This window comes from Polynucleobacter sphagniphilus, from assembly GCF_001953355.1.
In the GTDB taxonomy this organism is placed as follows: domain Bacteria; phylum Pseudomonadota; class Gammaproteobacteria; order Burkholderiales; family Burkholderiaceae; genus Polynucleobacter; species Polynucleobacter sphagniphilus.
The window spans coordinates 176,909-198,691 of the sequence record NZ_MPIY01000003.1 but is presented as its reverse complement, the minus strand read 5'-3'; the positions used below and the strand labels follow the sequence as shown (position 1 = coordinate 198,691).

Here is a 21,783-nt window from a genome sequence, read left to right as displayed (position 1 = left end):
CCCTGCCCTCACCAGTTCTAGGTATGATGAAGCCATTAAGGAGAACTAAATGAAGCTCATTACATCCATCATCAAGCCATTTAAATTGGACGAAGTTCGTGAAGCATTGGCCGAAGTAGGCGCCACTGGCTTAACAGTGACTGAAGTCAAAGGCTTTGGCCGCCAAAAGGGCCACACCGAACTGTATCGTGGCGCTGAATATGTAGTTGACTTTTTGCCCAAGGTCAAAGTAGAGGTGGTGGTGGCTGATGAGCTCGTTGAAGCCTGCCTGGAAGCTATTACCAAATCAGCTCATACCGGAAAAATTGGTGACGGCAAGATTTTTGTTAGCCCCATTGAGCAAGCGATTCGCATTCGCACAGGCGAGACGAACGATTCAGCCCTGTAAAGCCCTATTTATTTTTCAAAGCATTATCTGAATTGGGAATCAGTTGAGTTACTGGGCTGGGCATGCACCAGCTCAGCCGCCTCCAGCAATACTGTTTTTCCACCTACATTGTCAGGGCGCACTTTTACCCCCTGAAAATAGAGCTCTATCTGATTGAAGCCCGAGGTCAACACTTTGAACGGCGGCTTGCCATAAAACGAGGCGCGTGCGCCCTGCTCCAGCGCCTTGCTCTGTGTTTTACCAGTAGCGTCAACAACACAAACTACTTGAGCAGTCTTCGATTGAACAAACACCATATCCCCTGGTTTAAGAGGGCTTTCTGACTTATAGATGGAAACTGCTGCATCAGCACTAGGACATGCCTCACTAGCCGACTCAGCTGCTTGGGGTACATTCACCTCGGGAGTCGGATTAGCAACTGGCTCTGCTTGATCTTGGCTGGCAAGCTGCACTTCTTCCGTCTTTTCTGAAAAAGCATTTTTGTAAAAATTAATTCCAGCAAAAACCAAGCCGGCACAGATACTCAAGGAAAGTATGAGTCGCTTGCTTGATTTGACACTCTCCACTTTATTGGTAATTTCTTTTTCTATCCTATGCGCCTGCTTTTCTTTTTTAGCGAGCTGGGTGGAGCTTGTCGGCTCAGATTGAACACTTTGTACTGCAGACTCTAATTGATCAGCCTCAACCCCCTCAAAAGCATCTTGATCTGATATTTTTAAAATGGCGGCTACTTTTTTTGCAGCAGTGAATTTATTTTGTGCACCATAGTATGAGCTGGTATGACCATTTTCAATCTGCTCTATTTGCCTTGCTGAAAGACAGGCTTTAGCAGCAAGGTCTGCAATGCTGAAGCCAAGTTGCTCCCTAGCTTGAATAAAAGCACTTTGCTGAATCTCGGGAATCTTGGGATTTTTATTCATCTGACAAATACTCTAAAGAAGATTTGTTTCAAAACGAAGTAAATAATAAAGCTTGTAGCTACATGTAAGTCAGCTAATCCAATAATAACCATGATGACAGGACTAGTAAAGTGCTACCTCAATAACTAAAAAAGCCCCTCGCATTACTGAGGAGCTTTTTCTTATGGCAAAAATGTCATCTAGGCAGTAAATCGATCGTTTGGCTTCATGCGCGAAGTTAATAACACACCGCCAGCCATCAAAATAATGCTCCCAACAAAGGGCAGCTCCCAGCTTCCGTAGCAATCAATCAAAAATCCTGATACAACCGGACTAATAATCGCCGCTAGCGCTGAACCCGTATTCATCATGCCGCTTGCAGTACCAGAAAACTCTGGGGCAATGTCCATCGGAATAGCCCACATTGGACCAATCGTCATCTCCGCAAAGAAAAAGCCAAAACTTAAGGAGAGGACTGAGATCGTAATGTCATGGGTGAACATGATGGGTAACAAGGATAACAAGGTGCAAGTCATACAAATAGCCACCATCCAACTGCGGGCTACATTGAGATTATTGGTCTTGCGCAAAATCTTATCGCTAATAATTCCACCCAAGGTATCGCCCACTACACCGGCAAAAAATACGCTAGATGCAAAGAGTGCCGAGGTGGAAATTTTCAAGTTATAGCTATGCAAGAAATATTGCGGAATCCAGCTTAAGAAAAGCCAAAGCGTCCAGCCATAACAAAAGTACACCACTGTTACAGGGGCCATTCTTTTTGCCAGCCTCTTCCAAGGTGTTTTTTGTATCTTTCTGGGGGCGGGCTTCTTGGCCAATTCCTCTGGCGTAATCAGCGGATGATCTGCTGGGTTCTCAGTAAAAAAGAGTGCCCAAAGAATGACCCAAACTAAACTCAAAAGACCTGAGGCGTAGAAAGACCATCTCCAGCCATATTCAACCAAGATAAATACAATGAGTGCAGGAGCAACTGCATTACCCACCCGCGCAAACGCATGGGTGATACCTTGAGCAAAACCGCGATTTTCTTTTGGAATCCAGCGGGCCATTGCAGAAGTAGCCGCAGGAAAAGTGGCGCCCTCCCCAAGACCTAGCAAAACGCGGGCCGCCACTAGCGATACTAAACCGCCTGCAAAGCCGGTTAGGATGGTCGCCAAAGCCCAAATGAGGCCGCTATAAATTAGCGTGCGCTTGGCCCCAAATCGATCACTCACCCATCCGCCAATAATCTGAAAAATCAAATAGGGATAAGCAAATGCTGAGAAGACAAAGCCTATTTGGGTTTTACTTAAGTTGAACTCGGTACCAAATCCGGCAGCAGCTGAACCAACATTGACGCGATCAATATAGGTCAAAAAATACATGGCACAAAATAGCGCCAACACAACCGTAGTTGGTTTGAGTCTGAGAATATTTTTCATGCAGGTCTCCTGTTATTTTTCATGACCCCGCCAGCACATTTTGGCGGGGGTGAGACTTTTTTTAATCCTGCAATACCTCTTGTGCAGCAACTACGCCGCTGCCTTTTAATTTGATACCAAAGGCCTTCATACCCATCTCGCAACCACTCAAGGCTGCCAATAATGAAAGTTCATTGCAATCGCCTAAATGCCCAATGCGGAACATACGCCCTTTTACCTTCCCCAGGCCAGTGCCGAGAGATAAGTTGTAGCGCTCCAAAATCAACTTTCTCAGTTGATCAGCATCCACACCATCCGGTGTAACCACACCAGTTAAAACTGGTGAATACACCGCAGGGTCTTGGCATTGAATCTCTAGTCCCCAGGCCTCAACTGCAGCACGACATGCTTTTGCCAAGCGCTGATGTCTGGCAAAAACATGATCTAAGCCCTCAGCCAAAATCATTTCCATTGCTTCATGCAAGCCATACATTAAATTCGTTGAAGGCGTAGTTGGCCAGTAACCGGTTTTATTAGACTCTAGGATTTCATCCCAAGCCCAAAATGCTTTTGGTAACTTGGCAGTTTTGCTCGCTTCAATTGCTTTTGTGGAAAGAGCATTAAACCCAATGCCAGGTGGCAGCATCAGACCTTTTTGGGAGCCACTGATGGTGACATCAACACCCCAATCATCATGGCAGTAATCGGCCGAACCAAGACCGGAGATAGTGTCAACCAATAATAAGGCAGGATGCTTAGCAGCATCCATTGCCTGACGTACTGCTTTGATGTTAGAAGTAACACCAGTGGATGTTTCATTATGGACAACGCAAACCGCTTTGATTTCGTGGGCAGTATCTGCCTTAAGACGCTCTTCAATCTTGGCAGCATCAACGCCATATCTCCAGCCCTCTGCTCCTGGCTTGCCAATAAATTCCGTTTTCAATCCGAGGCGGTCAGCTAATTTCTTCCACAGGGTTGCAAATTGACCTGTCTCGTACATCAATACCAAGTCGCCCGGTGAAAGTGTATTAACTAAGGCACCTTCCCACGCACCAGTTCCAGAAGATGGATAAATAATGACGGGGCTCTTCGTTTTAAATATTTTTTTAATGTTCTCTAGGATGGCTAAACCAAGCTGTCCAAACTCCGGACCACGATGATCAATCGTTTGATAGCTGATAGCGCGCAGCACTCGGGCGGGCACTGGACTAGGACCAGGAATATGTAAGAAATGTCGACCAGCCGAATGGGAATCAAGTTTAAGCATAGGAACCTCGAATGAGAGTGTGAAAAGACAGGTGTGAATTCATTTTTCTTATTTTTGCATACAAAAATATAATGTCAATACGTGATAATTACTAGGTTTTTAGGGCATATTTTTGTAATATACGAGAATGTATACAAAATTTAGCTTAAAACCATGATTTTGAGTGAAATAAGCACACCCCCTAACCTGCATGAACAAACCTTCTTGCAGCTCAAGGCCATGATTGTGGAGGGTGAGATTGCACCTGGAAGCAAATTAAACGAAAGAGCACTGGCAGAAACCCTGTCGGTTTCACGCACCCCAATTCGAGAGGCCATTCGGCGCTTGGCTGCTGATGGCCTGGTTGAACTCATCAACAATCGCGGCGCTATTGCACTGCAACTGAAAAAAGAAGATGTACTGCATTCTTTTGAGTTGATGGCTGAGCTTGAGGGATTTTCAGGTGAATTGGCTGCCAAAAGAATTAGCAAAGAAGCCTTAAGTGAAATCGAGGCACTTCATTATGAAATGCTAGCTTGCCACAGTCGCAAGGATTTGTCGGGCTACTACAAACTCAACTCTCAAATCCATCAACACATTAATTTGGCGGCCGGTAATCCAGTACTGGCCAATACCTATGCTCAAGTCAATGCCCGCCTACAAGCTCTGCGTTTTAGATCAAACCAAGATCAAGCGAAGTGGGATGAAGCTGTTTTAGAGCATGAAGAAATGGTTGCTGCACTCAAGGCGGCTGATGGCCAAAGAATGCGTAAGGTCCTGATGCAGCATCTTGAGAACAAAAAAAATGCCATTTTGAATTTATTAGAACCTCAATCATTAAATAAATAATTCTATGAATAAGCCAAGTGAAATCCACTTCTTAGCCGAACGTCTTAAAAAGCAAACCAGCGGTGAGGTCATGATTGACCGTGCCGATTTAGGACGTTACGCCACCGATGCATCGATTTATCAAACGATGCCCTTGGCTGTCTTTGTCCCCAAAACCGCTGCAGATATTGCCGCCGCGATTGAAATTGCTAGAGAGATGGGTGTGCCGATTTTGCCGAGAGGTGGAGGCACCAGCCAATGCGGTCAAACGACTGGTGCAGCTCTAGTAATAGATAACTCTAAATACTTTAGAAATAGTCAAAATCTAGATTTAGAAAAGTTAAGCATTGAAGTGGAACCAGGCATGGTGCTCGATACCCTGAATGCCCAATTGAAAAAACATCAAATTTGGTTTCCGGTAGATGTTTCTACTGCAGGGCAGGCAACGATTGGTGGCATGGCAGGCAATAACTCTTGCGGCAGCCGCTCGATTGCTTACGGCAACATGGTGCATAACGTCTTAGGAATCGATGCGTGGCTGGCAGATGGGCAATTAACCCAATTTGGCTTAATGCAAGATGCCAAAGGAAAGGCATTGGAGCTGGGCCAATTTGTTCAGTCTTTAGCAGTACAGCATCAAGCTGAAATTGAAGCAATGTGGCCAAAAGTCATGCGCAGGGTTGCTGGATATAACCTCGATATCTTTAATAATCAAAGTGAGCGCCCCTATACCAATGATGGCAAGGTCAATCTCTCCCATTTGCTAGTTGGTAGCGAGGGTACGCTCGCCTACTTCAATAAGCTCAAACTTCAGCTAGCCCCACTACCAAAACATAAAACACTGGGTGTAGTGAACTTTACGAGTTTTTATAAAGCCATGGACTCGGCCCAGCATATCGTCAAGCTGGGACCAAGTGCAGTTGAGTTAGTGGATCGCACTATGCTCGATCTCTCCCGCAGTAATCCTGCATTTAAATCAACGATTGAAACCGCGCTCATCGATCAGGGCGGAAAATCACCAGAAGCCATCTTGCTGGTAGAGTTCTCAGGTGATGAATTAGCTCCTCTGGAGAAAAAAGTAAAAGAATTAGGTGAGCTCATGGCTGATTTGGGCTTACCTGGCTCAGTAGTAGAAATGCTAGACCCCAGCGCCCAGAAGAATCTATGGGAGGTGCGCAAGGCTGGCCTGAATATCATGATGAGCCTCAAAGGTGATGGCAAACCAGTCAGCTTTATTGAAGATTGCGCCGTTCCCTTAGAGCACCTAGCGCAATACACCCAGTCGCTTACAGAAGTCTTTGCCAAACACCAAACACGCGGCACCTGGTACGCCCATGCTTCAGTTGGCACCCTGCATGTCCGCCCTATTCTAGATATGCGTCGCGATGGCGCTAGCAAGATGCGTGAAATCGCTCAGGAAGCCTCAGAGTTGGTTCGCAAATATAAAGGTGCATTCAGTGGCGAGCATGGCGATGGTATCTGCCGCGGCGAATGGATTCAGTGGCAATTTGGGCCCAAGATCAATGAAGCCTTGAAAGAAATCAAACATGCCTTTGATCCAGGTAATCTATTTAATCCTGGAAAGATCGTCAACACACCAAAGATGGATGACAGCACCCTCTTTCGCTTTCCACCCAATTACAAAGTGACACCGCTCAAGACTAATCTCAATTGGTCTGCATGGAATGTTCAAAATAATGCGGTTACCGAAGAGACCTCGGCACCTGGAACCGGAAAAGATGCAGCGGAGGGTTTTGCTAAAGCCGCGGAGATGTGCAACAACAATGGTCATTGCCGCAAATTTGATGCGGGTACGATGTGCCCAAGTTACCGTGTAACACGCGATGAAAAACATGTCACGCGGGGTCGCGCCAATACATTGCGCCTAGCCCTGAGCAATCAACTCGGTCCTGATGCATTTACAGGAGATGCCGTCAAAGAGGTAATGGATTTATGCGTTAGTTGTAAGGGCTGCAAACGCGAGTGCCCCACTGGCGTTGATATGGCAAAAATGAAAATTGAGTTTTTAAGCCATTACAAAAGCAAACATGGTTTTACTCTGCGCGACAAGCTCATTGGGTATTTACCCAGCTATTTGCATGTGATTTCTAAATCATCTGTTTTGACTGGTTTATTTAATTTGCGCAATCACTCACAGGCACTTGCTCAGGTATTAGAAAAGTTCACCGGCATTAGCGCCAAACGTAGTCTCCCAGCCTGGAGAACGGACACTGTTTGGCAATCCAATCTTGGTCATGTGGACCTGCATAGCTTTAACAATGCCAATAAGCCAGTCGTACTTTGGGCCGATACCTTTAATGGTGCCTTTGAATCAGAAAATATTTACTCGGCAGTACGCGTATTAGAAGCAGCGGGCTACACCGTATACATCCCTAGAAAAGAACAAGGCCATTTTTGTTGTGGCAGAACCTATTTAGCAACTGGCATGATAGATCGCGCTAAAGAATCTGCACGCGAGCTTGTAAATGCGCTTTACCCCTTCGCCGATAAACAAATTCCGATTATTGGGCTAGAACCTTCTTGCATCTTGAGTTTGCGTGATGAATTTTTGGTGATGGATCTAGGTGATAAGGCATCCCTATTAGCCAAGAATAGCTTTACCTTTGAAGAGTTCCTGGCTCAAGAAAATAAAGCGGGTCGCTTTAATCCAAACCTCAAACCTGCAAACAAACCCATTCTGATCCATGGCCACTGCCATCAAAAGTCATTTGATGTTGTCAAACCCATGATGGATTTACTCAAACTGATTCCGAATGCCAAGCCCGAACTCATAGAAACATCTTGCTGTGGAATGGCAGGAAGTTTTGGTTATGAGAGTGAACACATGGATGTGTCGATGCAAATGGCGGGACTGCAATTACTGCCCGCCATTGAAAAGGCGCCGGACGCCTTACTAGTTGCAGATGGCTCGAGCTGTAGACATCAAATTAAAGATGGCGCCTCAAGACAAGCTTTACATCTTGCGCAAATCTTGGAGATGCATTTAGCCTAAGTAGCAAAAGAAAGCCCCTCATTGGAGGGGCTTTGAATTTCAAGCATTCTTCATTTGAGAATCAATGCATATGCATGCTACCGCCCATGGCATTGACGGGCATTTTCAATTCCACTTCACCCGCTTTAGCAAACTTGAGTTTGACTGGAACTGTTTCACCTGCAGAAAGTGGGGCTTTAATGTTCATAAACATTAAATGCAAACCACCTGGCTTTAGCTCAACCGAACCATTGGCAGGCACTGCAATATCTTTAACCTGACGCATTTTCATCACTGTGCCATCCATCGCCATTTCATGCAGTTGAACCTCACCAGCAACTGGTGAGCTTACTGAAAGTAATTGATCAGCTGCGCCGGCATTTTCAATCTTCATAAATCCACCCGCTACCTGCTGACCGGGAACGGTTGCGCGTGTATAAGCATTGGTAATTTGAATATTGCCCGCTTTAGCATCCTGAGCATGGGCTCCTCCGCTCAGGCTTACTCCAGCTGCTACGCACAAAATGAGGCGACTCATAGTGCCCATCCAATTTTTCTTTATCATTACCATTCCCTTGTGTTTGAAATTAATGAAATACTACTTGTAATGCCTAAATACCGCGCCATTCTTTTTCTCTTGCTCTTAGCCTGCTGCTGTAGCAAGGCATTTGCAGAACTGCAAGTTGGGCAAGCTGCACCCAATATAGAAGGTACGCTCATGAATGGCAAGCCCTTCTCGCTTGAAGCCAATAAAGGTAAAGTGGTTTTGGTGCACTTTTGGGCAAGTTGGTGTGAGCCCTGCCAAGAAGAAATGCCACTCATGGAAGCTTACCTTGAAAAAAATAAATCCAAAGGATTAGAGGTGCTTGCAATTAGCATGGACAAACCCTCTGAATTAGAGCAAGCCAAGCATATGATGCATGGCTACAACTTCCTCTTTGCGGAGAAAAAACAAATGAATTACTCGGGCTACGGCAGAATCTGGCGCATCCCGAGCACCTTCGTGATCGATAAACAAGGCTTTCTCAGAAAGAATGGTTTAACTGGTGACCCCACTTTAGACAACAAAGTCCTTGATGAAGTCGTTACACCATTACTCTCCAAGTAAGCCCTAGAAATGCACCCTCATACCTACTGACGCAACAAAGCTAGGTACCAACTGAAAACCATTTACATTTTGATAAATAGGTAGTTGCACGTTCACATATAACTGCGTTGTATCTGTCACGTTATACAGAGCACCTGGAGTGATGTAAGCCAATACGCCCCCCGTAGACAAGGTATCGGCTGCTGTTCCACTATCTACTTTCTTATTAAGCATATTCAACTGCAGGGTTGGTACCAACTTTTCAAAACCTTGGTAGTTCACACCCAGATTTAAGTTGGCAGCATTACCCGGGCGATAAGAGGAGCCCACACCATTCTGCGCATTGAGTGTGGCAATTGTGACGGGAACATCTGTCGGCTTGACGGTAGCTTGATATTGAATATTGGCGAAGTACCCCCAATCTTCTGTCGCGGGTATGAAGCCAAATTTATAAGCGCCAATAATCACATCGGTTGATCCAGTACCCAATTGCAGCCCTGGATCAACACCTTGCAGTGATCCGCCGTTATTGACTACCGTTTGCGAGTTATTACCGGTTGGTAACTTCACACCAAACTGGAAACCCCAATCTTTCTCTTCGGCAAATCCAAAATAACGGCCAATAATTTTCATATCGCCAATACCTGAGGCTTGAGACAAGTAAGCATTAGATGAGGGATTACTAGCGTTAGTAGGGCCTGAAATACCATCATCAGATCCAAAAGTGCTGTGGGTTCTCATGATGTAGGGCAATATCGTTGTTACGCCCCACTTTTCACCATCGTTGTAATCTAAGGATGCTGTGAGGTAATTATTTTGGGTAAAGTTTTCCACCTCAGCACTCGGACTAGCAGCGTTAACACCATTCTGAGAAATGCTTTTGGTGCCAGCCCACAGTTTATTTTGATTTAAGGTGTCATAACGCACATCTAAAGTCCATCCACCCGACATACCCATACCTTGTGTTCCGATATCGGTATTCAAACTACACCCACAACTGGCACAAGCCAAGACTGAAGATGCTGGCAGCGCCAAAGCTGCGGCTAAGGCTAATTTATTCAATTTCATTTGTAGATCCAACAAAACAGCGGCAATTACTTGCCAAATACATAGCGAGGCTATGCCCTAATAGCGATTGATTAGGTGCTTGCTGGTGGCGCTGCCGAAGGCGGCGTGAACCAAGTAAAGAGTGGTTGAGGAGATTGATAGTAAAGCAGGGGAAGCAAGGCAAATGAATGCGGTGCTGCAAATTTCAGATTGGTATTAAATGCCGGTGGAATGCTCGCATGTGTAATGCAGTAGGGGCAAGTCTGGCTATGTTGATCCATTTGCGGGGAGCCATCCTGCTGCAACTGAATCATCTTTGTGCCATCAACAGAACAAATCTCCATAGAGATGCCCTGCCCAGCGGAAATTGCTTGAGAAACCACTGGCGCGAGCGCACTCATTACGATCGAAGCTGCTGCGATCCAGTGAATGAGTTTGCGATTCCTTAATTTCATATTGGGGCTATTTTACCTGAATTGCCTTGTCACTTTGCAATAGAAAAAGGGGTCCAAGGACCCCTTTTGCTTGCTTATGCGCCTTGCTTAAGCAACGTTTCGGTTAGCGCTTTCAATAAAACGCTTACGATACGGTGCCAAGATAAATTTAGCGCTAAATGCCGCGGTCACGGTCACAATGGCGCCAGCAACCAGCACAAAGCTCCAGTTACCACCAGCCGACAGTACCGAGGCTAGCGGCACTAACAATGATGCTGTACCCTTGGCGGTATACAAGGTGCCCGCATTACTTGCGGCATTTTTGACCCCAAATGTATCAGCGCAGATTGCTGGGAAGATCGAGAAAATCTCACCCCAGAACAAGAAAATGAGTGCCGCAAAAGTCATGAAGGCAATTGGGTCACGGCCAAAGTGCATTAATCCCAACATGGCTAGACCTTCGCCGGCAAATACAAAGAACATGGTGTTTTCACGACCGAAGCGATCAGAAATAAAGCCGCACAATGGACGAGTAAAGCCATTACATAGGTTATCAATAGACAGAGTCATTGTTAGGAGGGGCAAAGTTGCGCCAAAGAAAGACATTGGCAGAGTAGCTAAGCCGTAGTCTTTAGCAATTGGGCCAATTTGCGCAGTCACCATCAAGCCGCCAGCAGCTACCACTACAAAAATCACGTAGATCAACCAGAACAAAGGTTTGCGAATCATCTGACCCGATGTGTAATCCACCTTAGTTGTAACAATCCGCGGAGCAGCCTGCACCCCTACTGGAGGGGTTGGTTTGACCATCAATAAAGCCAACAAGAAAATTAAACCGCCTTGTGCAAGCCCAAAGAATAAGAAAGCCTGCTCGTAGCCAGCACTCAAAATCATATTGCCAATTGGAATCACGGTAATGGCAGCGCCTGCACCAAAGCCTGCAGCCGTGAGGCCGGCAGCCAAGCCACGCTTATCTGGGAACCACTTCAAGGCATTACCAACGCAAGTGCCGTAAACGCAGCCTGCGCCAATACCAGCAATCACTGCGGCCACATAGAGCATTTCAATAGAAGTGGCATAGCTATCAATAACCCAACCCGCTGCTGCAAATACAGCACCAATCAAAATCACGAAGCGTGGGCCAAACTTATCAACCATCCAACCTTCAACGGGCACCAACCAAGTTTCCACCACAATAAAAATGGAGAAAGAAAGTTGAATGGCCGATAAAGCCCAGCCAGTTTTCACTTGAATCGGGTTTACAAACAATGTCCACGCATATTGCAAGTTAGCAACCAAGCCCATACAAATGATTCCGAAAATCAATTGCATCCAACGGTTATGCCAAGGTTTAGTCACGATTTGGTGTCTCCTCAATTTCTTCTTTTATATTCATTGATCGCCATAAAAATGGCATGCGTGATTTTTGAATATTCTGGCGATTAACATCTTGATAGACATCAAGAATTGATTAATTGCATTACTAGTGATAACCCTTGAGTGCAGATGCTATCAAGCACTAATAAAGATCGATAGTAATAGCTTTGAGCCTGGATATTTCACCCTACCAACTCGTGCTTACCCTAAATGCCCCCCTAAAAGTGGGCAAAGAAAAACCGCCCGAAGGCGGTTCTTTTTTTAAAGCCGTGTTACGGATTACATGCCGCGATATGCGCCATCAAAATCATAATGACGCGCTTGTTTCGCCTTGGCTACTTTGCTGTCAGAAAAAATCTGGTTAAACATATTCAATAACTGAGTCATTTGAATCTCCTTAAGGGTTAGTACCTAGAGTATAACCCTAATAAGATTCGATATCAGGGGTTTAATAGCCCTTTTCTCGTAAATACCCGGTGAATTCTGTATTTAAATGAGAATGATTACTATTTAGTACGTATAATAGTAATCATTCTCATTTAGATTAAGGCTTTGTCAGAGTGATGTTGGCGCGTCGAATCCTAGGCAACATAAGACTGCAGTCGATCGGCATGACTTTGTCTTTACTTGCACCCACCTTGGTTCACTCGCAATCCAATCAGGTCAATCCACTAACGCTCTTGGCTGAAGCACCAGTTCGCTCCAGCCCAACTGTATTAGCCCAATTCAATCCAGTCGATGATCCACCTGAGCAATGGAGCATTCATGCGCAGTCAACCTACATCATTGGGCAGAAAAATAACTTCAACTCACCCTACTATGGCCAAAATAGCCTCTTAAATAAGACCGAAGGTAGTGGCAATGACAGCTTCACATGGAGTGCAACTGCTTTTTTAGGCGGAAGACTCTGGGAAGGCGGCGAGTTTTATTACAACCCCGAAATGTTTGAAGGCACCCCTTTTGGTGGATCACTAGTTGGATTGGGTGCTTTTCAGAATGGTGAATTACAAAAGGGTTCGTATATTCCACCCACCTATTACAGTGCACGAGCATTTATTCGACAAACAATTGGTCTAGGTGGCGAACGAGAGCATATTGAAGATGGGCCAAACCAATTGGCTGGCCCAGTAGATTCAAATCGTCTTGTGGTTTCTTATGGAAAATTTGCTTCATTGGATTTCTTTGACCAAAATAAATACAGTCACGATCCAAGAACGCAATTTCAGAATTTTGCTTTATTTTCGATGGCCGCCTATGGATATGCAGCTGATGCCAAAGGCTTTACATATGGTGTCGTTGGAGAATGGTACCAGGGAGATTGGACCCTAAGGGCAGCCCGCCTTGCAGTCCCAACCACTCCTAATACCATGGAACTCAATTACTCCCTTACTCAAGACTACACCAATCAGGTTGAACTAACACATCAACATGAACTCTGGGGTCAACCTGGCGCAGTAAGAGGCCTGTTCCTTCAACAACGCGCATTCATGGCAAGCTATCAAAACGCGATTAACCAGGGTTATCAGCTAGGCCTCACTCCCAATATTCTCACGGCTCGATTTAGTGAGCAAAACATGTGGGGTTATGGCTTAAATATCGAACAAGCCGTCAACGAAGATTTGGGATTGTTTGCCAGATGGAGTTGGAATAATGGTCAAACAGAAACACAAACTCTTGATGTCAGCAGCTCCCTATCTTTTGGTACAACTCTGAAGGGTAGCAACTGGAGCAGGCCAAATGACACTATTGGGCTTGGATATGCAATCAATGGAATCTCAGCTTCAGAAATTAGCTATCTTCAGCAAGGTGGCTATACGATGTTTATCGGTGATAGCGCATTAAGCTATAAAAGAGAACAAGTTATTGAAACTTACTACAGCGCGCAGGTTTATAAAAACCTTTATATTTCAGCCGACTACCAACACATTACCAATCCAGCCTATAACTCTGCGCGTGGGCCAGTCAATTTTTATGGCTTACGCGCACATATCGAAATCTAAAAAACAAGTAGCGTTGGTGCCGCTTGCCGGAATCGAACTGGCGACCTTTTCATTACGAATAACTTACTCGATAGCTACTAGCCTTATTTTATATAGCTTTCTAAATTTGTAGCATACCTTTGTAGCATACCAAGTTGCACTTTTTTTTGGGTAAAAAATCGCCCTACAAACCACGTTCTATAAGGCTTTGTTAAGGATAGAAAAGTGTAGAAAGACTTGGGTTAAAGTGCGTTGCACTACTACTTAAGTATTACTCGTTCGCTTGTTAAGTAATCTAACTCAGCGTCAACCATTGCCTTAAGCCTAGTCATTACCCTCAACCTAACAGCGTCATCCGTGGTTATGTAGTTCATATCAAGCTTAAACACCAGCTTATCTTCGCTATCGTCAAAGCCTACAGTTAGCATTTCTTGTGTCATAACTGTATTTTAAGTTCGTAAGCTACAAATTCCTACCTAATAAACCTATAAAACCTGCTTAACTAAGCTCATTATGTATTCCAAATCTTTATCACTGTCTACTTGTATTTGGTAATCGCCAGTACCAAAGTGTCCAACTTGCGAAACATCCCTAGCCAAACCCTTGCTATCTTCAATAGCACCCCACTTAGCACCTATAAAAACTTTAATCTGCTTCTTTTGTAATTCGTAGCAAACAATGTTTCTATCCTTCTTAAATGCTATGTAATCGTTTTGCGGCTTAATTTCAATGCCATCAGCTAAGTTAAGTGTTGCATTCTTAAACTTGTCATATAACTCAGCCATTTCCTCACCTGCATAGCTTGTATGCTGATCTTCTGTATAAACAACAATCTCATCCGTTACACGTTTTAACTCTTTATTCTGCTGTGTAATTGGCTTAATGCTTTCTGCACTTCTTGTTTTCTTAACCTCGTTAATAACAATTGTGTTGTTCTCGTAACGCTTAACTTCCCACAACTCAATAGCAATATCTTTAAAGTTTGTAGCTAATATTTGATTTTCGGTAAAACTTGGAGAAACAAAAGCTACTCTTGTCTGCGTCCAATCTATATCTGTACGCTGTAAGTTTTGCTTAAGCTGTTCGTTGTACTCAACAATAAAGTCAGCCTTGTTCTCCAACATTAAGCTCAAATAAGTAAAGCCTTGATCTACAACACTAACATTCTTGTCACGCTTATATTCGATAATAATGAATGCCTTAGCCTGTTTATCGTATGCTAACGTATCAATACGCTTATTTTTAATCGTAAACTCACTACGTACAAGCGTTAACCCCATTACAGTTTCTAAGTTATCTTCAAATACTTGCTGTATCTCACGTTCTAACTTAAATTGCTTTTCATCCACTTCATCTAACTTAGTATTGTGTAGTGTATAAATTTTCATAACTTAACCTTAAATTAGCAATTCACCATCATCATTTTTCTTTACACGCTTCTTCTTAACTGCAGTAGCAGGTAACAAGCTAGTTAACTCTTCATAACGCTTAAACAAGAACGCAACTCTGCTTGCATCATCATCACCACCTTTATAGCCGTATGCTTCATCTACTGCTTTGTCTAAGTCTTTGTGTGCTTTTATTAGAGAAATTGGCATTGCTATCACCTTGTAAGCATCACCTACAGTTGTGTCCTTTAAATTAGCCCTAATGTCCAACACTTGCTGTGAACATTTCTCTATATTTGCTCGTAATACCTCATCTAAATTACTAACCCAAACGAAATTGTTATAAACAATACCACCAGAATATCTATAGTCACTCTTCAATCTACCGCAAACAGTCCTCATCCAAGCATTGTGCAAGGAACTACTTAATATACCGAAATGATAGAGAGAAGCATTCGGTAAAGCATATGCACTATCAGCACAAATTACTTCCTTACTAACGTAAGCAATTGGAATAAATTTTCTGTTTTCGGATGAATGCCGCGGAATAAGCAAATAATCCGCACTAGGTTGCCGAATATCGCCAAATAAAGCAGGAATGTCCTTTTTAGAATGCACAGAACTTGTCTTACTCTTTTCACGAAAATCCCTTACAGCTTCAACTCTATTTTTTATTACTTTATTGCTAACAATTTCTGTTGGTGTTGCATCCTTAAGCCAAAAGCAATATCGCCATTCATTGCTTAACATTTCCTTAGCTCCACCATATTTCTTAATGTATTTTTCTAAGCTACTATCAGCACTTAATATTGCGTTCTTTTCATCTTCAGATAACAATAAGTTCCCATCATCGTAAGGGATGCTACCTCTAATTAAGTCCGGCAGGTTTGGACAAAGGACATTAGATCTATTTTCAATCAATACATTAGCGGCATCAACAAGATATGGGTTAATTTGATTTGCTATTACAAGAACAGGATCTGCCTTTAAATTTTCATATGTAAATAATTTCTTAGCTCCACCACTATGTTTACTAAAGCCGATAATTACGCAATGAACAGCTGCAACTCCTCTACCTTCGTTGCTCCACCTAAATGTTCTATGTGCAAAATTAATTGAAATGCCGTGTTTAAATAATACTTTCCACAAAATAGCAGGTTGCTCGCCTTGTGCAATGCTATTTGTAGATACAAATGCACACTTAATATCACTGTTTATATCAGTGTAATAAGTAGCCTTAACATACCAAGCACAAACATAATCTAATTTACCAGCACCATCAATATTATAAAAAACACTATCCATCTCACTTTGTTGTTCTGTATTTTTTAATGCTGCACCGATAAACGGGGGATTACCGAACACGTAACTACAATCCTCAGCCTTTACTACGCTATTCCAATCCATACGTAATGCGTTACCACAATGTATATGCGGAGTTGCTATTAACGGAACGGTTGCACGAGTCTCACCAAACCTATTACCGCTTTCTAAGTTAAGTTGATGATCTGTTATGTACATTGCTACACGTGCAATATGTACAGCCGCTTCATCAATCTCAATTCCATAAAACTGTTCAATGCTTACTTTGCAATACTCTTTAACGTCTAATAAGCCCCCTTGATCACCTTTAAAGTACAGCTTAGCAATAACGTCATTCTCAATACGTCTTAATTCTCTGTAAGCAATAACTAAGAAGTTACCGCAACCGCAAGCTGGATCAAAGAACTTAAGTGTATGCAACTTATCGTAAAGTGCCTGTAATTTAGGCTTAGTAATTGCTTGCTCGAATTCCTTATGCAACTCATCTAAAAATAATGGCTGTATTACTTTAAGTATGTTGCGTTCGCTTGTATAGTGTGCGCCTAACTCTCGTCTACTCTCTTTGCGATGTGCTGTGTCAGTAGCACCAGCTTCTAATACGCTTTGAAACATTGCACCAAAAATAGCTGGCGAAATTCCACTCCAATCTAATTCCGAACACTTAACTAATATCGTTCTTAAATCAAAGTCAAAGCTAGGGATAGATATTTGCTCTGCAAATAATCCACCATTTACATATTCAAAAGCCTTAAGTGCTTCATCTAAGTTTGTTTGCCGTTTGTCGTGTGCTGTATTAAGCACTTGAAACAGCATAGCAATAGCCATTCCTAAGTCGCTACCATCTTCCTTAGTCTTAGCTACCAACTTCTTAAACTGCCCATCCTCACCAAATATCCCTGTATCGTCTGCAAACAAGCAAAACAGCAATCTAGTTAAAAAGCTCTCTAAATCCCTACCTGTGTAGTTAGCTTTAAGTAAAGCATCGTGTAACTTGGCAATCTGCTCTACAGCTTTACGGTTAATTGGTAATTCCTCGCTGTAAGCAATAACTCGCTTATCAACCAAAAACATAAACCAATCAGCTCGTTTGCTAATCTCACTTAAGCTACATACGAGAGGTTCTTTATCTAAGCTGTGTAGGTTATATAGGTGAAATGTTTGAAAATCGCTAATTAATATGTACTGCGGCTTTTCAAACTCGTTAGTAATTGCCATTGCATAGTCAGTTGCCTGCTCATATGCTTTATACAAATCCTCGCCAGTTGTCTTTTGTTCAACCAATAACACGCCAGGTATAAAGCTATCTATATAACCCCGTGCATTGCCAAACTTAATAACCTTCTTTTCGAACATTGACGCAGAACTCTTGCTTAATCCAAAGCAAGCGTAGAAATCACGCATAAATTGCTGTGCGTACTGTTTCTCTTCCCTGTCGCTCTCGTGCTCTTTCGCAAATAGCTGTAAGCGTCTGCGGACTTCGTTAATTGTTATATCTGCCATAAATTACATATTAACCGTATTGGACTAAGGATAAACACTAATGACTTTAAGCAGAATATAGGCATATAAAGTTAATGACAATAGGTTTTACTACTATTCTGTTAAACATAACTACTTGGAGAATTGACTATGGCTACAGGGACACGTACACGCAAGGTAATGACGGCAGATGACTATAAGGCAAAGTTAGAAAAGGCAAAAGAGGCATACAAGGCATTAGAGCAAAAGGCTTATGCAACAGAGTTGGAGGCACTTATTAAAGGACAGAATATTGTTTCTGCTATTAATGCGATTAAAACAAGTACTAAAGATATTAGCGACATTGCAATATTGACAGCTATTGGTAAGGCAGCAGGGATTAAGAATTTTGCAATTACGCAGACTGAAGTTAAAAAACGCAAGCCAAAAGCAAAGTAAGCTATGCCACGTAAGCCAAGCAAAACAATTGAAGAGCAGAAGTTTGAATTACAGATGCAAATTGCTGAATTGAAAGAGCAATATGAAACGCAACTTTACTTTGAAACAATGCCAAAAGTTGATCCAATGTATAGCTACAGTTATCAACACTCAAATATGTCAATTGCTGGTGAGCATCAAAGCGTGGACGCTTGGCTACGTGCTGTAATTAAACATATGGGGTTAAGGTTGCCAGGACACGGTGGACAAAAGACTAATGCTTTAGTAGTAACTATGTTTAAAGATTTAAGACAAACAAGTGAAGATATGTGGATTGACTACGTAACACGCAAGTTACGCAAACTTGCTAAGAGCAGGGTTAAGAAAGTGAAATAGAAATGGCAAATAAGTTTGATGAAATTGATAAGAAATTAACAGAGCAACTTACACATACTTGGAACTTAAATAGAGAAGATTTATTTAACTTAGGCGTTGAATTAGGTAGAGAATTAGCAACACATAATATTGCCACCTATCGCTCACCAATTTGGGAAAAACGTGAAAAGGAAAATAATCAAGATTTAGAGATTAGAAATGCTGTAGATAGGATTGAAGACTTTATCGCTACGTTAGTTAAGCTATCGGTTACGGAAAAGATTGAAGAAACTGGCAGTTGGTCAATTGCTAAAGGTGGTGGTTATGGTTTAGAGCAATTTAGCGATGAAACTGTAGAAAAATACAATGTGCAAGTATTGCGTTGCGATATGGAAAGTTATGGCGGTGAATTTACAGTTACATTTAGCGTTGAAGGTGAGCTAGCAAAACTATTCAAAAAGCATAATGTATATGATCAATTTACTGTACGTATCTATAATAACAACGGCGAAGAAGATCAAGCAATCTACAATGTTAAAGAAGTTGATAGTTACATTGATAGCGTTACAGCACACGTTAGAAATAGTAACAATTGGGAAGTAGAGCAATACGTAGATTTTTTACACGAAATCAGCAAGCCCTACTTATTTCTAATCACTAAAAACATTTAACTACCCAATGCCAGTTAAAGTCTATTCCTACAAACTATTTGACATCGATAATAGCCAAAGCAAAGTATCGGAATACTTTGCTACGGAAGAAGTAATTAGCTTATTTGAAGCTGAGATTACTGACAGAAGTAATTTTTACTTTGTAAGTATGGATGACTTAGATGGTGACGGCAGAATACATAAAGATAAGTTGCAGGAAATACTTAACAAGTAACTACGCTAAGTTAACGGCTTTTCTCAACATATCATCATTAGCATCCACGTAAATTGAAGTAGTTTGTATGTTTTTATGCCCTAGTAACTTCTGCAATACACGTATGCTTACGCCTTTATTAGCAATCTCTGTAGCAAATGTACGTCTGCCTGAGTGACTTGAGCAATTTTGCAAACCAGCACCTTTGTAGATATTGAAGTACAACTGGCAGAGAGTATTAGGCGAAAATCCTTCACTATTTTCTTTTTGTGAATAGATGAACTTAACATTAACGTCTTTAGGTTTGTAGACTTTAGCGTATTGCTGTAATTCCTTCTGCAATTTCTCACTAACAAATACTGTACGTGCTTCTTTAGTTTTAGTATCTTCTGCACGTAATCTAATTTCGTTACGCACCTTACCTTCTGCATCAATTACGTCCGAATACAGTAAATTACTAATTTCTCCGCAACGCATACCTGAATACATACTGATGGTTATAAGCGCCCTATTTCGTAATGCGTGCTTTCTTGTTGCTACGTAATCTAAAACTCTACGCAACTCTTGTTGATTTAATGTTTTTGCTTGCTTAGCCATTGTTTTCACACCTAAATATAATTTTGCAATAGCTATATATTGTTTTCTTTTGTTATTTTTTCCTACCTCTTTTTGATTTCTTTGCATTAAGTATTTTCTTTCCAATAATCAAGTAGTTACGTCATCTTCTAAATAAATGTTTATTTTTATGTAAAACTAAGCATTGTTGTATTTAGTAATCGTGTTGTCTAATTCCCACATTAATTAACTGACTTGTTTAAAGCGTCACAGTAGCGTTTTTTATGTAATCAGCTACGTTTGCATTCAGCTTGCTAAGTTCTTTGCTTACAGCGTTAATTTGAGGTGTTGTGTTTTGTTGTTTGCAAATTTTAGGTAAAGCTTCGCATTAAGCATTAAATAACAGTAATGCTTGCTTGTTACCAAATTGTCCAAATCCGCTTAATTACAAGCTGTTTTCTACGCCAATGTCACTTAAGTAGATTTGGGGTTGTTTAATGCTTTGTATTCGCAAAGCCTCTACGTTGCCAACGTTTGCTTCTTTTGTAATGTAGTCAAGCCAGCCATAACTGTTGCTTAGTGGTTTGATGACGATGCTGTGATGTGCAAAGTCACAAGCCCACCAAGCTCGTTCTATTGTGTTTCGAATATCAATGTTTTCGGGTAAGTTACCGATTGCTAAGTGTGCGTGTATGCGTTTGTCGCTAATTAAGCCTTCTATGCTTGTTAGCATTGTGGGCTGTGAATATGCCTTTGTTGATGTGCGTTTTGTATCCTTTCCGTAAGCCATAAATGCCAACTTAGCGTAAAAATAATCTAAAGTGCTTTCTGCCACTTCTTCGTTTAACCATTTCCAATCACCCAAAACCTTCTTATCCGTCCATTTATAGCGTTCTGGTTGGTACTTTTGGGCAGTGACGAATACGTTATTGGGGTTTTGGGTGCATTTGGCATAGCTTTTTGGTAGCACGTAAGCACGTGTTTTAAACGTCACCGTTACAGCGTGTGTAAAGCGTGGGCTTAATTGGTTAATTGTTGCTACGTATGCTTGCTTTAGAGCTTGGTGATTAGACATATAGTTATTTATCTATATGCGTATCAACCTATTTAAAAACCATAAATCACAACATTTAAAGTGAGATTTGATGGCAGATTTCGGTAGGAATAGCTAAAAATCAGCCATATATTAACTATGCCCATTAACTTATAGGAGAACTTACAAATGAGCATAGTTACAAACTTAAAGCTAATCACAACCGTTAAATCTAGTGCTGTTTCACCAATATTGCTACGTCGCAATAAGCTACTTGCTAAGGTACAGGAACAGTTAGATATGTGTGAAGCTAAGCGTAATCAGCAACCTTATGCACCAAAACGCCTTAAAACAGTAGTTAATAAAGAAACAGGTGAACGTACTACTGTTGAGACTATTAAGCGTGTTAAGGAGTGGTTTTGGATTACGGAAGACGGCAAGATCAACTTGGCTGTTAAGTATGGTGCGAAAACACTGACTTTGGACAAGAAAAAAGGCTGTAACGCAATTGAGTTAATGAATGGTACTGCTTTGATTGGTACTTTACACAAACTTAAAGAAGCTGTAATTGCTGGTGAATTTGATGATGCAATTAGTGAAGTTAGTGATGCTACACGCAAGGCATTTAAAAAATAGTGTTAGTTACGT

General features: G+C 42.1%; 21 protein-coding genes. 10 read left to right on the top strand and 11 right to left on the bottom strand.

Annotated features, from left to right (window positions below):
• Positions 1–49: 49 nt before the first annotated feature.
• On the top strand, positions 50–388 hold the full coding sequence (locus BOQ04_RS04645; protein WP_076023601.1) for a P-II family nitrogen regulator: 339 nt from the start codon (positions 50–52) through the stop codon (positions 386–388).
• Positions 389–411: 23 nt separating this feature from the next.
• Here the strand turns inward: BOQ04_RS04645 and BOQ04_RS04640 are convergent, their stop codons facing one another.
• The 3 genes from BOQ04_RS04640 to BOQ04_RS04630 form a co-directional block, all read right to left on the bottom strand.
• Positions 412–1,308 carry a helix-turn-helix domain-containing protein gene (locus BOQ04_RS04640; RefSeq protein WP_076023600.1) on the bottom strand — a complete coding sequence of 299 codons (897 nt, stop codon included), beginning with the start codon at positions 1,306–1,308 and terminating at the stop codon, positions 412–414.
• Between the two features lie 179 nt (positions 1,309–1,487).
• The gene (locus BOQ04_RS04635) at positions 1,488–2,729 is read right to left on the bottom strand and encodes an MFS transporter (RefSeq protein ID WP_076023599.1); all 1,242 of its coding nucleotides are present in this window, start codon (positions 2,727–2,729) and stop codon (positions 1,488–1,490) included.
• Positions 2,730–2,790: 61 nt separating this feature from the next.
• Positions 2,791–3,978, bottom strand: coding sequence for a pyridoxal-phosphate-dependent aminotransferase family protein (locus BOQ04_RS04630; RefSeq protein WP_076023598.1), 1,188 nt, complete (start codon positions 3,976–3,978; stop codon positions 2,791–2,793).
• 153 nt (positions 3,979–4,131) lie between these two features.
• Between BOQ04_RS04630 and BOQ04_RS04625 the strand changes: the two genes are divergently transcribed.
• Positions 4,132–4,806 (top strand): GntR family transcriptional regulator, encoded by a 675-nt coding sequence (locus tag BOQ04_RS04625; RefSeq protein ID WP_076023597.1) that lies wholly within the window; start codon positions 4,132–4,134, stop codon positions 4,804–4,806.
• Positions 4,807–4,810: 4 nt separating this feature from the next.
• Positions 4,811–7,798 carry an FAD-binding and (Fe-S)-binding domain-containing protein gene (locus BOQ04_RS04620; protein ID WP_076023596.1) on the top strand — a complete coding sequence of 996 codons (2,988 nt, stop codon included), beginning with the start codon at positions 4,811–4,813 and terminating at the stop codon, positions 7,796–7,798.
• Between the two features lie 61 nt (positions 7,799–7,859).
• On the opposite strand, the gene BOQ04_RS04615 is transcribed toward BOQ04_RS04620, so the two are convergent.
• A complete protein-coding gene (locus BOQ04_RS04615) occupies positions 7,860–8,342 on the bottom strand; it encodes a copper chaperone PCu(A)C (RefSeq protein ID WP_233126637.1) in 483 nt (160 codons plus the stop codon).
• 42 nt (positions 8,343–8,384) lie between these two features.
• On the opposite strand from BOQ04_RS04615, the gene BOQ04_RS04610 reads away from it, so the two are divergent.
• A complete protein-coding gene (locus BOQ04_RS04610) occupies positions 8,385–8,885 on the top strand; it encodes a peroxiredoxin family protein (protein ID WP_076023595.1) in 501 nt (166 codons plus the stop codon).
• A 3-nt stretch (positions 8,886–8,888) separates the two neighbouring features.
• Here BOQ04_RS04610 and BOQ04_RS04605 read toward each other — a convergent pair whose 3' ends face one another.
• The 3 genes from BOQ04_RS04605 to oxlT all read right to left on the bottom strand — a co-directional run bounded on the left by BOQ04_RS04605 (position 8,889) and on the right by oxlT (position 11,677).
• Positions 8,889–9,932: a hypothetical protein gene (locus BOQ04_RS04605; RefSeq protein ID WP_083657515.1), complete on the bottom strand. Its 1,044-nt coding sequence runs from the start codon at positions 9,930–9,932 to the stop codon at positions 8,889–8,891.
• Positions 9,933–10,003: 71 nt separating this feature from the next.
• Positions 10,004–10,366 carry a DUF2946 domain-containing protein gene (locus BOQ04_RS04600; RefSeq protein WP_076023594.1) on the bottom strand — a complete coding sequence of 121 codons (363 nt, stop codon included), beginning with the start codon at positions 10,364–10,366 and terminating at the stop codon, positions 10,004–10,006.
• An 87-nt stretch (positions 10,367–10,453) separates the two neighbouring features.
• The gene (oxlT, locus tag BOQ04_RS04595) at positions 10,454–11,677 is read right to left on the bottom strand and encodes an oxalate/formate MFS antiporter (protein WP_076023593.1); all 1,224 of its coding nucleotides are present in this window, start codon (positions 11,675–11,677) and stop codon (positions 10,454–10,456) included.
• Positions 11,678–12,333: 656 nt separating this feature from the next.
• On the opposite strand from oxlT, the gene BOQ04_RS04590 reads away from it, so the two are divergent.
• On the top strand, positions 12,334–13,722 hold the full coding sequence (locus BOQ04_RS04590; RefSeq protein ID WP_158025476.1) for a carbohydrate porin: 1,389 nt from the start codon (positions 12,334–12,336) through the stop codon (positions 13,720–13,722).
• A gap of 464 nt (positions 13,723–14,186) precedes the next feature.
• Here the strand turns inward: BOQ04_RS04590 and BOQ04_RS04580 are convergent, their stop codons facing one another.
• Together BOQ04_RS04580 and BOQ04_RS04575 are read right to left on the bottom strand one after the other, a co-directional pair.
• Positions 14,187–15,089 (bottom strand): DUF5655 domain-containing protein, encoded by a 903-nt coding sequence (locus BOQ04_RS04580; RefSeq protein WP_076023591.1) that lies wholly within the window; start codon positions 15,087–15,089, stop codon positions 14,187–14,189.
• Between the two features lie 9 nt (positions 15,090–15,098).
• Positions 15,099–17,912 carry a DNA methyltransferase gene (locus BOQ04_RS04575; RefSeq protein ID WP_076023590.1) on the bottom strand — a complete coding sequence of 938 codons (2,814 nt, stop codon included), beginning with the start codon at positions 17,910–17,912 and terminating at the stop codon, positions 15,099–15,101.
• Positions 17,913–18,041: 129 nt separating this feature from the next.
• Here BOQ04_RS04575 and BOQ04_RS04570 point away from each other — a divergent pair, with 129 nt between their 5' ends.
• The 4 genes from BOQ04_RS04570 to BOQ04_RS04555 are packed head-to-tail and all read left to right on the top strand — an operon-like array spanning position 18,042 to position 19,568.
• Positions 18,042–18,329, top strand: a complete 288-nt coding sequence (locus tag BOQ04_RS04570) for a hypothetical protein (RefSeq protein ID WP_071467644.1) — start codon at positions 18,042–18,044, stop codon at positions 18,327–18,329.
• Positions 18,330–18,332: 3 nt separating this feature from the next.
• A complete protein-coding gene (locus tag BOQ04_RS04565; protein ID WP_071467645.1) occupies positions 18,333–18,704 on the top strand; it encodes a hypothetical protein in 372 nt (123 codons plus the stop codon).
• Between the two features lie 2 nt (positions 18,705–18,706).
• Positions 18,707–19,354: a hypothetical protein gene (locus tag BOQ04_RS04560; protein ID WP_076023589.1), complete on the top strand. Its 648-nt coding sequence runs from the start codon at positions 18,707–18,709 to the stop codon at positions 19,352–19,354.
• Between the two features lie 7 nt (positions 19,355–19,361).
• The gene (locus BOQ04_RS04555) at positions 19,362–19,568 is read left to right on the top strand and encodes a hypothetical protein (RefSeq protein ID WP_076023588.1); all 207 of its coding nucleotides are present in this window, start codon (positions 19,362–19,364) and stop codon (positions 19,566–19,568) included.
• On the opposite strand, the gene BOQ04_RS04550 is transcribed toward BOQ04_RS04555, so the two are convergent.
• Together BOQ04_RS04550 and BOQ04_RS04545 are read right to left on the bottom strand one after the other, a co-directional pair.
• On the bottom strand, positions 19,569–20,231 hold the full coding sequence (locus tag BOQ04_RS04550; RefSeq protein ID WP_233126636.1) for a tyrosine-type recombinase/integrase: 663 nt from the start codon (positions 20,229–20,231) through the stop codon (positions 19,569–19,571).
• A 316-nt stretch (positions 20,232–20,547) separates the two neighbouring features.
• The gene (locus BOQ04_RS04545; RefSeq protein WP_076023587.1) at positions 20,548–21,177 is read right to left on the bottom strand and encodes a hypothetical protein; all 630 of its coding nucleotides are present in this window, start codon (positions 21,175–21,177) and stop codon (positions 20,548–20,550) included.
• 147 nt (positions 21,178–21,324) lie between these two features.
• On the opposite strand from BOQ04_RS04545, the gene BOQ04_RS04540 reads away from it, so the two are divergent.
• Entirely contained in the window at positions 21,325–21,771 is a 447-nt protein-coding gene (locus tag BOQ04_RS04540; RefSeq protein ID WP_076023586.1) for a DUF6641 family protein, read from the top strand.
• Positions 21,772–21,783 lie beyond the last annotated feature (12 nt).